The 15554-nt window shown below is 48.6% G+C and carries 7 protein-coding genes and 2 pseudogenes; 2 read left to right on the top strand and 7 right to left on the bottom strand.

Annotated elements, in window-relative coordinates:
* Positions 1-179: 179 nt before the first annotated feature.
* From ggt to VN23_RS04510, 4 genes are all read right to left on the bottom strand, one after another.
* Complete coding sequence (gene ggt / locus VN23_RS04495) at positions 180-1913, bottom strand: gamma-glutamyltransferase (RefSeq protein ID WP_046349869.1); 1734 nt, start codon at positions 1911-1913, stop codon at positions 180-182.
* A gap of 175 nt (positions 1914-2088) precedes the next feature.
* Positions 2089-2508, bottom strand: a complete 420-nt coding sequence (gene fosX / locus VN23_RS04500) for a FosX/FosE/FosI family fosfomycin resistance hydrolase (protein ID WP_046349870.1) — start codon at positions 2506-2508, stop codon at positions 2089-2091.
* 3 nt (positions 2509-2511) lie between these two features.
* Entirely contained in the window at positions 2512-6357 is a 3846-nt protein-coding gene (locus tag VN23_RS04505) for an EAL domain-containing protein (protein WP_052746347.1), read from the bottom strand.
* 502 nt (positions 6358-6859) lie between these two features.
* Entirely contained in the window at positions 6860-9439 is a 2580-nt protein-coding gene (locus tag VN23_RS04510) for a TonB-dependent receptor (RefSeq protein WP_046349871.1), read from the bottom strand.
* A gap of 487 nt (positions 9440-9926) precedes the next feature.
* On the opposite strand from VN23_RS04510, the pseudogene VN23_RS04515 reads away from it, so the two are divergent.
* Positions 9927-10343 (top strand): annotated as a pseudogene (locus tag VN23_RS04515) (phage portal protein); the annotation flags it as partial.
* A gap of 814 nt (positions 10344-11157) precedes the next feature.
* Positions 11158-12086, top strand: a pseudogene (locus VN23_RS04530) (IS3 family transposase); the annotation flags it as partial.
* Positions 12087-12778: 692 nt separating this feature from the next.
* Here the strand turns inward: VN23_RS04530 and VN23_RS04535 are convergent.
* The 3 genes from VN23_RS04535 to VN23_RS04545 all read right to left on the bottom strand — a co-directional run bounded on the left by VN23_RS04535 (position 12779) and on the right by VN23_RS04545 (position 15552).
* On the bottom strand, positions 12779-13168 hold the full coding sequence (locus VN23_RS04535) for a hypothetical protein (protein ID WP_046349875.1): 390 nt from the start codon (positions 13166-13168) through the stop codon (positions 12779-12781).
* A gap of 424 nt (positions 13169-13592) precedes the next feature.
* On the bottom strand, positions 13593-14501 hold the full coding sequence (locus VN23_RS04540) for a recombination-associated protein RdgC (RefSeq protein WP_046349876.1): 909 nt from the start codon (positions 14499-14501) through the stop codon (positions 13593-13595).
* 232 nt (positions 14502-14733) lie between these two features.
* Positions 14734-15552 carry an anti-sigma factor family protein gene (locus VN23_RS04545; protein WP_062654815.1) on the bottom strand — a complete coding sequence of 273 codons (819 nt, stop codon included), beginning with the start codon at positions 15550-15552 and terminating at the stop codon, positions 14734-14736.
* Positions 15553-15554 lie beyond the last annotated feature (2 nt).

A 15554-nucleotide genomic window follows, 5' to 3' on the forward strand; every position in this document is an offset into this window, starting at 1 on the left:
GTGGCTTCAGCCTACCTTGGTAGAGAGCTACACCTTGAACCACAGAGTAAAATGAGAGCACAGAGATCACAGAGAAAACCAGCAAATCTCTTGTTTCCTCTGTGAAGCTCTGTGCTCTCCGTGTTCTCTGTGGTTCGAGATTTTGCACCCTTAGTTTTAAGCTGAAGTGTCTATTTAAATCACTGCGGCCTTTGCATCATGGCGCTGCCGCCGCCGTGGCGTAATGGCTCGCTCACCGCCGTAGTGCTGCCGTCGTGATTAAACTGCAGGCCGTTGGCGGCACCAATCTCGTCGGTTTCAGTCCATTGATGTCCATATTGCTCCAGCGCTTTGGCTTGCGGGCTACCTACAAATTTCAATAGCGTTTCAACCTGGGTTTTGTCGCCATTTCTTTGACTAAGGCGTGGTGCAGCCAGCGCGTCGGCAAGGGGCATGCCTAAATCAATATGGTTGACGATGGTTTGCAATACGGTAGTGATAATGGTTGAGCCACCTGGCGAGCCGATGCTAAATAGCGGAGTGCCATTTTTAAAGGCGAGGGTAGGTGACATGCTGGAGCGCGGGCGTTTACCTGCTTCGGGAATATTCGGGTGTGGGCCGCTAAATTCAAAATCGGTCATTTCATTGTTCAGCAAAAAGCCCCTGCCCGGTACCACAATGCCGCTGCCACCCCAATCTTCGATGGTAAAGGTATAGGCAACGATATTGCCTTCCTTATCGCTTACTGTAAGGTGGGTGGTGTGCGCTGGCTCGGTATTTAAGCTGACTTTGGGGCGTAGTGGACGGGATTGATCGTCTTGGAATAAAAAGGGATCGCCAGCATTGGCCTTGCCGTGACTTTGTTTTAGATCGATCAGCTTGGCGCGCTCTGCCGCATAGGCCTTGGATAACAGGCCGGTTTTGGGTACATCGGTATATTCCCCGTCGGCCACATAAGCGTTGCGATCGGCAAAGGCGAGCTTGGCGGCTTCCATATATAGATGCTCGACTTGCTCTCGTGGCATGGTTTTAAGATCAAAGCCTTCCAGTATATTCAACGCTTCTGCAATGGCAATCCCGCCGGATGAAGGCATGGCCATGCCGTAGAGATCAAGTCCTCGGTAAGTGGAATGAATCGGCTGGCGTAGGCGTGCTTCGTAATCTTTTAAATCGGCGAGTGTCATTTTGCCAGTCAGCACAGCAACGCCTGCCGCTACCGGGGGCGCGTTGACAGTGTCTACAATCCGTTTGGCCAGTTGCCCTTCGTAAAAGGCTTTTACACCGCCCTTGCTGATTACACGATAAGTGGCGGCCAAATCAGGGTTGCGAAAGCTCGTGCCAAGGGGTAGGGCTTTGCCGTCTTTTAAATACAATGCGGATGTTGAGCTAAAGCGGGCGAATTTGGCTTCGTTAATTTGATTGATGCGGTAGAAATTGGGGCTGATTTTAAAGCCAGTTTCAGCGACTTGAATGGCAGGTTGCAATACCCGCGCCATGTCCATGGTGCCATAACGTGCCAATGCCTCATGCCAGCCGCGTACTGTGCCGGGCACGCCGACCGAGATGCCAGTGGGCACTACATCATCCCATTCCATTTCCTTGCCCTCTTTTTGATAGATTTGCGGGCTAAAGTAGGCAGGAGCGGTTTCGCGGGAATCGATGTTGATGATTTTTTTATCTTTGGCCGAATAAATCAGCATAAAGCCGCCGCCGCCAATGCCGCAGCTAAAAGGATCGGTTACGCCAAGTGTGGCTGCGGCGGCAATGGCCGCATCTACGGCATTGCCTCCCGCATTTAAAATGCGCATGGCGGCCTGGCTGGCAGGTTCAGAAATGGTGGCTACTGCGCCACCATAGCCCGTGGCTACGGGCTGTTTGGCCCATGCGGGGGTGATCAGTAAGATGATGAGTGTGGCGATGAATGGCTTATTCATTGAGTCAACTCCAGCTTTAGGAGTCCCCATGCTACACAAGCCGCAATGAGTGGCGTAGTGGGGTGTTGTCGCAAGGGGAGCGTTGCTCGCGGTGCACTAAATTAGCCGTAGGTGTCACGCATCACCGTGCGCAACAATGTGCACACCCTATAAAACCAAGCTTTGCCCTATTAAGTTAATAGGGCTCCGTATCCTTGTTATAACGCGCTAGCCTTTGCGTCAGCGTACCCGTGTGAAGCTCAAACAGGTGGTTGTCAAAGTCATAGAAGTAGAGCGATTGTCCTTCGCCCTTTACTCTGGGGCGGGGAGGTTTGATTTCTACACCGAGGGCTTCGAGTCTTGCCTGATAGCCGGCTAGTTCGTGCTCTTCTACTTTAAACGCGACATGCTGATAGCTGCGTTCAGTGGGTGGATCGCCCTGCATGGCGGCGAGCCATAGGCTTCCTAGGCTAAAAAATTTCTCATGCGAGAGCGAAAAGCGCTGCGCCTGGCTGTCGTAAATCTCCACAGCGCCCAAGCCTTCGCACAAAAAGCACGCCATACGCTCGAGGTCTTTGACGATAAAAGTGAGATGGCTGAGATGCTGGATGGGCATGGCTTAGCTGATTAATCCGGAGAGGGCGTAGGCTTCAAATTCGTGCAGCGGTAGTGGCCGGCTAAATAAATAGCCTTGGTAGGATTGACAGCCTTGGCTGGCAAGAAAATCACGCTGGGCTTGGGTTTCTACGCCTTCGGCTATCACGATGAGGCCTAAGCTGTCTGCTAGTACGATCACCATTTTGGCAATCGCTGCATCGTTGCTATCGCTTAGGATATCTTTGATAAAGCTTTGATCAATTTTAAGCTGGTCGAGTGGCAGCCGTTTTAAATAGGAGAGCGAAGAGTAGCCTGTGCCAAAGTCATCAATCGAGAAGCCCACGCCCTGCTGTTTCAGGATACTCATTTTAAGGATCACGTCTTCTACATTGGCGATGAGCACGCTTTCGGTCAGCTCCAGCTTAAGCTGATGTGCGGATGCGCCTGTGCGAGTCAGAATAGCGAGTACTTGTTCGACAAAATCGGGTTGGTGAAATTGCCGTGGGCTCACATTCACCGCCATGGTGAGATGGCTCATTTCCGGGGAAATAGCCCAACGGGCAAGTTGCTTGCACGCGGCTTCTAATACCCAGTGACCCAGAGCCAAGATAAGCCCGCACTCTTCGGCGAGCGGGATAAATTCAGCAGGAGAAACCATGCCGCGCAAGGGGTGATGCCAGCGCACCAAGGCTTCTACGCCGGTAAGCTGACCTGCTCCTTTAACCTGTGCCTGGTAGTAGAGCGTAAATTGCTGGTTTTCTAATGCTTCTCGTAAGCCTGTTTCAAGCGCCACGCGCTGGGTCACATCGGCTTGCATTTGCGGATCAAAAAACCGTAAGGTATTGCGCCCGGCAGCTTTGGCTTGATACATGGCAAGATCGGCGCGTTTTAAAGGCTCATCTAAGCTTTCTGCCTGCTCGCCAAAGAGCGTGATCCCCACGCTGGGCGTGCTGTGATGGGCATAATCGGCAAGCTGGTAAGTCTGATTAAGCGTGCTGAGTATTTTCTCGCCTACGGCCTCGGCTTCGGTGGCCGCTTCCAGCGAGTTGACACTCAGGTCTTCCAGCATCACCACAAATTCGTCACCACCCAGTCTGGCCACGGTGTCTCCCTGTCGGGTGCTGGCAGAGAGCCGCTTGGCAACTTCGATCAGTAAAAGATCGCCTTTATCGTGGCCTAACGTGTCGTTCAGAATTTTAAAATTGTCTAAGTCGATAAATAGCAGTGCGCCTTTACTGTCGTGCCGGGCACCAAGGGTCATGGCTTGGGCCAGTCTATCCATTAATAGTCGGCGATTAGGCAGGGCGGTCAGCGGATCATAAAAAGCGAGGCTCTGGATTTGATCTTCAGCCGCTTTGCGTGAGGTAATGTCGGTGAGTGTGGCCACATAGTGGGTGACTTCGCCATTATCGGCTTTGACTTCGGTGAGGATGAGCCACGCAGGGAAAATCTCGCCATTTTTGCGCCTGTTCCAGATTTCGCCCTGCCACATTCCTTTGTGGCGAATGCGATCGGTCATTTCGCTATAAAAAGCGGAGTTATGCCGCAAGGAGGTGAGCATAATTGGCGTTTGCCCCAGCGCTTCTTGTGCGGTGTAGCCGGTGATGCTGCTAAAGGCCTGATTTACACGCAGGATGATCCAGTTTACATCGGTGACAAACATGGCTTCTTGCGATTGAAAGGCAATTGCGGCAATGCGCAGCTCGGCTTCTGCCTCTTTGCGCTGGGTAATATCCCTGGTAATGCCGTAATAGCCTTTGATATGGCCTTCTGCATCCCGCTCAGGGGTGGAGAGGACTTCTGTCCAGATTAAGTGATCATCTTTGCAACACTGCTGTAATTCCAGTGTGTACGATCCGGTTTGAATGCCTTGCTGTTCATCGTGGCTTCTTTGAGCGTGTTTTTGTTTAGTGACTGCGATGCTTTCGGCTGTTAAGTGCTCAAAAGCAGAGTGGCCGACCACTTCATGGGCGGGATAACCACGCAGTACTTCATCGGCCGGGCTGATATAGGTGAAATGATGGTTACTATCTTGCTTCCAAACCACATCGGATACATTTTCGGTTAGCAGCCGGTAATGCGCCTCGCTGTCCCTGAGTTTTTCAGCCACGATATTTCTTTCGATGGCAATGCTGGCCAAGTGTGCCGATTGCTCGATCATCGTGATATCCGTCGTGCTGGGGGTATGCGCTGTAGGGTGGTAGATGGCAAATGTGCCGAGCACCTGGCCTGCCATGCTGAGGATGGGGTGCGAGTAGCATGCGCCAAGGCCAGCGCTTGCCGCCAGCGCTTGGTAGGGCGGCTGCCAATAGGGGTGAGTGGCTAGATCTTCAGCAATCACTTGCTCCCCCGTAAACGCGGCAGTGCCACAGGAGCCTGCCCCGATGCCGATTGCGAGGCCGTTGATGGCGGTATTATAAAAATCAGGCAAGCTGGGAGCTGCACCGTGCTTTAGATGTTTGCCTTGCTTATCTAATAATAAAATACTGCACCGCATGCCGGGGTAAAGCTGCTCTACACCAAGCACAATCGCTTCAAGTTGTTGGGAGAGTAATTCGCCGCAGGCTAATACTTCCAGAATACGGCTGCGAAATTGCTCGTATTGATCGGCTTGTTTGCGCTGTGTGATATCTCGAATCAGCGCGTGAATCGCCGGTTGGCCATCTAGCGTGATTAAGGTGCTCTGTACTTCTGCATCAATTACGCTGCCATCCAGTTTGATGAGCTTTAGCTCAATCATGGGCTCGGCGATTCCGCTCGTCATTATGGTTTGGGTGCGATGGAGTACATTTTGATAAAAATCGGGGTGGACTAAATCAAGCAGTGACTGGCCGGTTAATTCCTGTGCTGTGCTTGCGCCTGCGAGCTTTACCGCCGCGGGGTTGACGTAAATTAATTTACCCTCGCGATGAACCGCAATGGCTTCTGGTGACCACTCGACCAGTGTGCGATGGCGCTGATTGCTTTCTTGAGCCAGCGCTTCAGCCTGTTTGCGCTCCTTAATCAGCAGTGCCAGTAAGGCGGCAAGTAAATTGAGCACCATGCAGTAGAGCCATAGCTTGATGTTAGGTGTGTTCTCTGCTGCAAAAATGCCTACGCCATGAGTGGCCCCGAGCAGTGCCTGGAGCGTGCTCATTGCGGCAATCAGTAGGCTGCCGTGAAGGCCAAAGCGAGTGGCCGCCCAAAGTACAAATAAAAAAGCCCAGTAGGAGTGGGCAAGCAAGCTTAGTGATGCTTGCCACCAGCCTAGAAAAGCAATTTGCCCTAGTAAAAAGGTGAGACCAAAGCAAAGTATGGCCTCCATTTTGCGGCTGGCAATTTGCCTGGGGTATTGCTGCCACACCAAAATCAAGGGGCAGATTGCGGCGATGCCTAGTAGGTTGCCTATCCACCAATTTAATATATGGCCGATCAGAAGGGGGCTTTCGATTACGCCACTTAGCCAAAGCGCAGTGGCTCCGCTGGCCGCACCGAATAATGCCGTGGGCGTGGTAAGCAGTAATAAAAATAAATAATCATGGGTATGGCTAAATGCGGGATTAAACGATTTGTCGTGGATACTTAGGCGGCGTAATAGCGTATAGCTGAGCAGGGTTTCTAACGCAATCGTGGTGGCAACAATGATTGAAGCAAAAGGGCTGCCTCGGTATAAATCACAGAAAAAAGCGCTTAAGAAAATAGTGGGCCAATATTTTGGCCCTTTAATTAAGAGGATAGCTAGGCCTAAGCCACTGGGAATCCAGAAGATTGAAGTATTGCCATCAGCGCTTAAATAGCTGAGGGTAAGTTGAATCGATAAGACGAGCAGCAGAGTCATCCCGGCAAGGCGAGGCAAATCTGACCAACGATAAATAAAAAATTTATTCAAAATTTGCTCGATGATTCGTGAAAGATCATTGTTTTTATTAAATTATCTAGGTTTGTCGATTAAAAAATTACAAAATTAATACGACTTAATTATAAAAAAATAGATTTTTATTACATTTTTTCGTGAGTCTTAATAAAATATTTTTTGGCAATAAGGTAACGGGTGTATTACGTTTATGATGTATCGGATGTTTTATAAAAAAATAAATAAGGCATAAAAATTAGGCGATTTCAGAGGAGGCTCATCCGGCTTGCAAGCAAAGCTTGGTGTGCTTTGTATTGGCTTAAGATAAGTTGGGGGTGATTCTATATGAATCTGGCTATTTGAGTAACATCGTGTTTCTATTGTGCACAAATAGCGGCAAAAATACGTCAGATCGTAACAAGGTATTTAAATGATTGTTTTATGAACATTAATTTTAACAATGCCTAATAAAAAACCCCGCAAATAGGCGGGGTTTGAGGGTTTATCCGAAAATCTTGGGTGGATTGAGAGGGCGGCTTTAAAATTTGTAAGTGAGCTTGGCCGAGGCAAAGCGGCCACGCGGGTCAGCTTGCGTGTGATCAAAGAAATCGGTTGAAGAATCCCACGGTGGGCGGGTATTGCTCAGATTTAATACTTTGGCCGTGAGGGTGGTGTCTTTGGCGAGCTTCCAGCTGGCGGTCAGATCAAAAGTGTTGAATGAATCAACGTATTTCACCGTATCATTTTCGCTCGGATTGGCTTGATCATAGCCGCCTATATAGTTCCACGTGAGGGTGGTTGACCATGCACCAATCTCCCAAGTTGCATCGCTCACTGCCCGCCATTTTGGAATCGAACCAAATTGATTGCTGCCTGCACCCTCGGAGAGCGGTTTGCCCGTGGCGAGCGGCTCGGCAAACCTTAAAACATGGCTGATTTGACTGCCGAGCTTTAAGTTGCCGTAGTTTTTGCTTTTGAAGCGCTGACGTAAATCCAGATCAATCCCCGATGTTTCACGATCGCCCATATTGCTGTACTGGCGGTAAAGCGTGCTGATTCGGCCTTTATCATCGCGCACAATTTTGCTTGGATCACGGCTTTCGTTGGCAATAATATCGGCACTACTTTGTGTGCCGATCAGGCCGCTTTGCCTGATATTGTAGTAATCAAGGCCAATGCTGCTGTCGCTGGTGGGCGAGAGCACAAAGCCCAAATTAAAGTTATCCGAGCGCTCTGGCTGTAGATTGCTATTGGCCGCAATAATACTGGTCACACCGCGTGATTTAGTGGGTGAGATCGGATCGCGCGGATCAGTCACCAATCCATAGCTGACTGCCGAGCTTTGAGTGATTTCAGGCAGGGAAGGCGCTCGAAAGCCTCGAGAAGCTGTACCACGCAGCAGCAGCCAATCGGCCGCTTGGTAGCGAACACTGGCTTTGGGTGAAAAAGCATTGCCAAAATCGCTGTAATGATCCGCTCGTGCGGCGAGATTCACGTTTAAATCTTTAATCACGGGGATGTTGAGTTCGGCAAAAAGCGCCGTAACCTTGCGCTCGCCTTTAATAATATTAATGGCTGGTCGCAGCTCGGTGCCAGAAAGCACCGCGTCGGAGGTGCGCGAATCCATTTTTTCCTGTCGGAACTGCGCGCCCGCTGCAAAGCCCACACTGCCTGCAGGTAGCTCAAATAGCTCGCCAGAGGATGCGTTAATATCGGCGGTGATTAAGCTTGATTTTGCCGGGCGCAGTGTGGACAGGCGCAGGCGGTTGCGGACTTCTTCGCTATTTTTAGATTGATCCGCAAAATTGTAGCTGCCGTCTTTTAGTACTTTTTCGTATTCATAGCGGTTTACAAAATTTTGCACGGTTTCTTCCAGCGTGCTTTGTGAGTAGGCAAGCGAAGCATCCCAATCCCAGCCAAAGGCAGTGCCTTTTACACCGGATAAAATACGATGCAGGGTGACTTCATCGGTTTTGAGGCGTTTACCTAAATCAAATAGCGTGGCGGTAAAATCGAGTGGCGTGGTGCCGGGGTTGTTGGGGTGGCCTACCGGCAATTTATTATCGATGGTATCTAAAGCTTGTTTTTGATTATTCCAAGCGCGTAAAGAGCTGCTGACGGTGAGCGGAGCGGCAAAGGTCAGATTGGCGCGTGAGAAGCCATATAAATACTCTGCATAGGCTTGCGTATCATCGTTAATCCGCAAATTGGCGCGTGCAAAGGCGTGGTAGCGCTCTACTTCTGGGATCAAGGTGCTATAGGGCGCGTCGTTATAGGCTAAAACCTGGCCAGCTTTGCCGTCGGTAATGCTGCCGTAATCCGTAAGCTTGAGCGGGCCTTGGGGGCCACCAATGAGTCTGGTTGGATCGCCCTCGTAGTAATTGGTGATGGTGCGATTCAGGCTGCCGCCTGATTGATTTCTGAAGTCGCCTTCTTTTAGCCAGCTCACATCGCTTTGGTCGAGCTGATCACGCTTTTGCCCGTCTAAAGAAAACACGACATTGAAATTATCTTCATTAAAATCACCAAAGCCGGTCTTGATAGAGAAATTCTTTTCAGTTTGCCCCGTGCCTTCGGTGGATGAACCGAGCTCGGCGCTGAGCTCGGTGCCTTTAAACTCTGAATATAAAATAATATTGACTACGCCCGCGACGGCATCCGAGCCGTAAACAGACGATGCGCCGTCTTTTAAGATCTCAATTCTTTGCACAGCCGCCATGGGTAAGCTATTCAGATCAACAAAGGTTTCTTGTAAGTTTTGTGCGGTGGCATAGCTGCTGATGCGTTTTCCATTAATTAGCACTAAGGTGTTTTTTTGGCCCAGCCCGCGTAAGGAAACGCCCGAGGTGCCTGCTGAAAAGCTGGCGGTAAATTGCTCGTTATAGCTATTGCCGCTATTTGCAGAAATTGAGCGGATCACTTCGGAGACGCTGGTTTTGCCGCTGTCTGCAATTTCTTTAGCGCTAATCACTTGCACGGCGGTTGCACCTGCTTTTTGGCTGACGCGAATATTGGAGCCGGTAACGGTGATGCGCTCTACTTTATTGGGAGCGGTTTCTGCTGCAATGGCGGGAAAGGCAGCGCTAATGGCCAGCGCAATGGCTAATGGTTTAAACATGACTATCCTCGGTACCTATCTGTGGTGCTGGAAAAAAGGCAAAGTGAGTCCCTGCGCCTTGTCTTGGCAAGGAGCGGTTTTATGTAGGGATATGGTTTAAAGGGAGCGGCGGCAGCAGTGGCTGTTGGGCAGGGCTATCAGAGGGAAGAGATTTGCTTGCATGGCATTGCTTTCTTGGTAAGGTTGAAACACTATAACGAGTGTTTTAAATTACCAAAAAGAATATAAAATTTAATGCATATATCTATTTGGAATATAAGGTATGGGGAATGGTGTAAGATGGGCGAAAAATAGCTAGAAAGTGGAGTGGATGGGGTGAAATATGCTTAAGCACTTGATTTTTTTGATTGGGGATCAAGAGCTTGCCTGATGGTGCTTTAGCTTAAGGCGGTGCTCGTAAGGCCTTGAATCCTTGATTCGACAGGGGGTGTCGTGTTTTACAAAGGAATTCATAGGTTCGACGGCTCTGTGATCCGTGGCCTCATTTTCTCTCGCCGGTTTTATCCTGTACATGACCGACGCCATGCAAAACGAAAGCTATATCGATGATCTGCGCACCGCACTACAAGGCAGCAAAGGCCTAGGGGATTTTAAAAACTTAATGGTGTACGCGCCTGGCGGCAAGAAGGACGGCAGGCAGATCTTGCCGATCTCAGAAGTGGCGGCTAAGGGTGACTTTTGGAATATTAAGAACGTAAGCCGCGACGACCAGCTGAGCGCCCATCGCGTACCGGCACAACTGATGGGCATCATCCCCAACAACACCAGTGGCTTGGGCGATGTAGAGAAGGCCGCCACGGTGTTTGCTTATAACGAGATTGAACCCTTGCAGGAGCGCATGAAAGAGTTAAACGACTGGCTGGGGGTGGAGGTGATCCGCTTCAAGCCTTACGTGGTGGCGTAAACAAACCCAAGCAAACAGCAAGCCTGCAAGCGCGGGCTTTTTTACGCCTGTATTTTGAGAAGAATCTGCCTCAGCCCCCATCGCGCGCCCTCGCGACCCCGCCACGCCTGCCCACTTAACACACTATTTTTTATGCACCTGCATGAGGATGGCTTAAGCCGCGCCAAATATGGCTCTAAATGGTAAAGAATGCCTCTATAAAAGCTTGCATAATTTGCGGACTTATTGCCGATTGTTGCATTGTGCGCAATACCCATTATCAGGCGGTGCTGCGTACTGAAACTTGGTAGTAAAACCTCAAAAATTGGAGCTTAATTTGTAAGTCCCATATTTTTTCATTATTCATCAGTACCAATAAATCTAGAGGTGGGCTTTCCAGTCTTTTGGATTCATCGAAAGACAGGGTGCTCTCGTTTTGCTTCGCAGAGTGCTTGCTGTGGGGAAGCATCTGGTGCTATTAGCAGCAAGCATTTCACCCTCTTTAGTGATTCCTCGTCGTAAAAATCTGGATTTACTACATAGTCGTCTTCGAGGGCCGTCTCTATCTCTGGTGGAAAAGTGTAGTTCCAAGATAGGTTAACGTAATCTATTCTCAAATCGGTTGTTGTATTCATTTCAAATTTAAGACCTGAACCTGTAAGTTAGTTGGCCCGTCCCAGTGAGCGGTTTGAATCAGTTTTTAGATGGCTATTACGCCGAACCATTTGTTTTCACAAGTGCATAATCTTGTTTTTTGTCGTTCCACTGGTAATCCCCCCACAAAACCAGCTCATTTTTAAGTAGAATTTTCTCGCAGTCTTTGAGGAGCTTCTACATGAAAGCAGTACGTTATTCTGACAGCCAGATTATGGCGATTTTAAAGCAGGCCGAAGCCGGTTCGACCGTCCCCGATCTGTGCCGCGAGCACGGCATGAGTTCGGCCTCTTTTTATAAATGGCGCGCTAAGTTTGGCGGCATGGACGTCTCGATGATGACGCGGATGAAAGAGCTGGAGGACGAAAATAAGCGCCTTAAAAAGATGTATATCGAAGCCCAAATGCAGGCGGATATCATCAAGGAGGCCATGTCAAAAAAGTGGTAAAGCCATCTCAGCGTCGCGAGATGGCTCGCTGGGCCGTTGAAACCAAGGCCGTGTCCATTCGTGCGGCTTGCGCCAGTTTTGTAATCAGCACGACATGCTATCGTTACGTGGCCAAGCTGGATGCAGAAAATGCTCAAATCGCTGATTCATTGCTCCAGCTCACGGAAACTCATCGCAACTGGGGCTTTGGCCTTTGTTTTTTACATCTGCGCAACGTCAAGAAAAAACACTGGAACCATAAACGCGTCTACAGGATTTACTGTGATTTAGAGTTAAATCTGCGGATTAAGCCTAAAAAGCGCTTAGAACGCGAAACGCCAGAGCCATTAGCAGTACCGGCAGCAAAAAATGAAACGTGGTCGATGGATTTTATGCACGATCAATTGGCCGATGGCCGCAGCATTCGCTTATTTAACGTGATTGATGATTTTAATCGGGAAGGATTAGGTATTGAAGTCGATTTCTCTTTGCCAGCAGAACGCGTAATACGCAGCCTGAATCAAATCATTGAATGGCGCGGCAAGCCTAAGCGAATTCGATCAGATAATGGGCCTGAATATATTAGCCACATATTAAAGAATTGGGCGGAACAACAATCAATTGAATTCGCCTATATTCAGCCTAGTAACCCGCAGCAGAATGCGTATATTGAGCGCTATAATATATGGACAATCTGCACGCGTAGCGCGTTTGGAATCTCTAAATATTGATAGACATCCGGCATCTCGCCCCGTAGTTTTTTCTGCCGCTTTGAAAAGATGTCAAAAATCGCCACGGATTCTTATCCTATGCATAACAAGATGTAGACACCCTAAAACGGCAGAAAAACCACGACCTTGGGTGTATAAAAACGCTGCGTCCCCTTTAAAGCCCTTGTGAGACGGGGCCTGAAGTGTTTTATGCAATTGTAATATGTTCGATTGAGCGAGAATTTCAACCTTTACCTCGCTATTGAGTCAGGTTGGCGATTGATTGCATGGAGTGCAGTGTAAGATTTTGTCTTTATATAGCATAAAAATATATATCTTAGCTGTCTTATTAATTAATTTTCCTGCGGGATTTTTGCGGGGCAGGAGGCTTATCTGTTGCGATTTGTGGTGATCCCCTGTAATGCGCCTTAATGCTAAGTGTTTGATTTTATGTGTTGTATTTTCACCCCTCACACATGGGGTGCAAGGCTGGATAACAGAACTAGTTATTATTATTTTTAATAATTAGTTATTCATATTTTGGTTTGTGTTTGTTCTTATGTTTATTTTGGTGGATTTGTTGAAGTGCATAGTGAAAAATAATAGGGGGTAGGTTTTATGCTTTATGCAAACTAATAAGACCTGACCCGCATATCTTTGGTAAATTATTTTTTCTTTGCTGTTGAGCCAACCACATGTTTTGCCCCAACATCGATAGCTATCCTCACATTAAACTCTTCATCGTCTTTAATTTCACGGATCATAGCTCCTTTTATAGTAAAGCCTGGCATATTGTTTTCAATGATTAAGTCTTTATTCATTAGGCAAGTTGATATACAAGTAGCCTCCAGTTCTTCTTTTTCATTTGTTTTATTAATAAAAATCTGCTTAATTTCAAAATCCCTAGTAGATTTTATGATTAATATCCTCCTGTTTTTTATAGTGTAATAAGATTCAACATCTGGCTCTAATTCTTCTTTTTCATAATCAAATTTTTTTTCACATCCACTAAGAAAAAAAATAGAAGATAAAAATAAAAAACGTAATGTGTCCAATTACATCACTCCTACTTGCGTGGGTAAATTAATTTTATTGGCTGGGTCGTTCAAAAAATCAACCATTCTTGAATGAAGTAATGCTTGAATGAAGTAATGGGGTCAGGTCTTACATTTCACATAAAATTTACAGTGTGTTTGCAAAGTAATAATTCCCTGCTTCTCAATTGGGGATATAAAACGAAGCATGTTTTTAAAACAAATCATGGCATTAAAAAAGCCCCGCAATATTTTTGCGGGGCTTGAAAAGAGCGCTAAGCCAAAAAAAGGGGAATCTTTAGAGTTTGTAAGTCAGCTTGGCCGAGGCAAAGCGGCCGCGTGGGTCTGCTTGCGTGTAGTTAAAAAGGCCAGTTGAAGAATTTTGCTGTGCCTGTAACTATTTTTCTAGCTGAGACGCCTATTGCAGCCTGTAACGGGAGAAGCCTTAGCTAGCTAGCTCTTCACCCAGCGCAGTGATCAGCTCAGGAATAAATTGGCGTAATTCACCGGTGGCTAGTGCAAAGCTGGATTCAAACATCGCGTCTTGCGTGTCCACATCGGCGTCTTTTAGTTCGTCTTGCAATACATCCAGCATGCTCATGCGCTTGATTTCTAGCTTTTCAGTCAGCTGAAAAGCAATCCGCTCATTCCACGCCATGCCCATTTTGCTGACTAGCTTACCGGTGGCTAAGTGCTGTTTAACTTCTTCGCTGTGCAAATCTTGGCGTACAAAGCGGGCAATCGCGCCATCGTCGCCGGGGAATTTTAATTCGCAATCGGCATCTAGCTCAAAGGGCACCGGTACTTCGTTTTCCAGCCAGCTGGTCATGGCGGTTTGTGGGGTGATTTGTGTCTGAATTAATCGCGTTGGCAAGCTACCCAGCGCGTCTCTCAGGCTAACCAGCAGATTTTCTGCTCTGGCTGCTGCGGCGCTATCCACCAGAATCAAGTTTTGTTTTAAATCGATCAGGGCGCGGTGGGTGCTGACACGGGTAAAGGCGCGCGGGCGCAATTCTTCCGCTACACGTTCACGAATATCTTTGGCTTCTTTACGGCCTACTTTGCGTGCTTCTTCTTTCTCAATATGACGGATACGCTCTTCTGCTTCTTGTTTGACTACCACAGCAGGCAGGATTTTTTCTTCAGTTTTTAAGCAAACCAAAACCATATCTTGGCGAGCAAAAATAAACTCGTCCGGTACGTGAGGCGCTGGAGGAATCCAGCCTTGCGACATCAGGTCATGGCTGCCGCAGGGGAAAAAAGGCTTTTTAATTAAGCATTCGGCAATCGATTCGGCCGAAAGGGCATGTTCGGGGCTAAGACGGTAGAGCTGAATATTACGAAACCAGAGCATGGCGGAGACTCGATTAAAGGCAGGATGGGGATGTGTTACTTGCTGAGCATACGGGCTCAGACAGAAAGTAGCTGATCTTAATTTTCGATAAATTAAGCGTTACGACCGTGATTGTCCAGCCAAAAATTTGCCCATAGCATGGCCGCTAAAATGGTGCAGCGTTTTTTGATCCGAACGCCTGTACTTAAGTGCTGTCACAGGCAGGATCAGGGTATTTTTTTGTCTGCCGGGCTTAGATCATTATTTTTTGCTGGTGAACAAACTGGGCAACGCGCAGTAAATCCGGTTGAGCCGTGCCGCTTGAAATCGCATAACCCATGTTTTTATCCACCCAGTAAAACACATTGACCGGCCCGTCCTGGCCAAACTGAAAGGCGGATGTGGTTTGGGCTTGAGGCGTGATTTCTTGGGTGACATAAAGCGTAAGCCGCTGGCCGGATACATCGTGATACATCAGCTGGGCGACCGGCCCGCGCTCGCCCGGCAGGAGTCGGCCGCCGATCAGGGTATAGCCGACTGATTGCAAGCTGGGCGGCTTGATCGGGGCGCCTAAGCGGTGCGATAGCCACTTCTCCAGCTGTTGTGCCTGATCCGCGCCAACTTCAACAGGACGGCGTTTGTCCGGGCTGTATACCACATGGGCCACGGCGGCCCGCTGGGCAAAACCGGCCAGTTTAGGGGGGGCGTAATTGGCGTAAGAAGACTGGGTAGAGGCGGTTTGGAGTGTGTTTTCATCGACCAGCCCCCTTGCAACCCATGCCGATCCGGCGCTACTGATTGCGATGACGATGCCAGCGGCAATCCTTTGTAAATGCCATGGCCTTGATGGCCTGGCTGCATATTGCAGGCGGGTGGGCAGTTTTTCATTGAGTACGGGATTATATAAATCACGCAAAGCTTGTTTTTGCGCCTGATAGCTTTGCATGCGCTGCGCTTCTTCGGGGTGGGATATCAGATAAGCTTCAACTTCCTGCTGTCTGGCCGGGGCAAGCTGGCCATCAATACTGGCGTGGAGCTCTGCTTCAGTCACCGTGTGCGTCGAATTCTTCATGG

It is taken from the genome of Janthinobacterium sp. B9-8, assembly GCF_000969645.2.
Taxonomy (GTDB): domain Bacteria; phylum Pseudomonadota; class Gammaproteobacteria; order Burkholderiales; family Chitinibacteraceae; genus Iodobacter.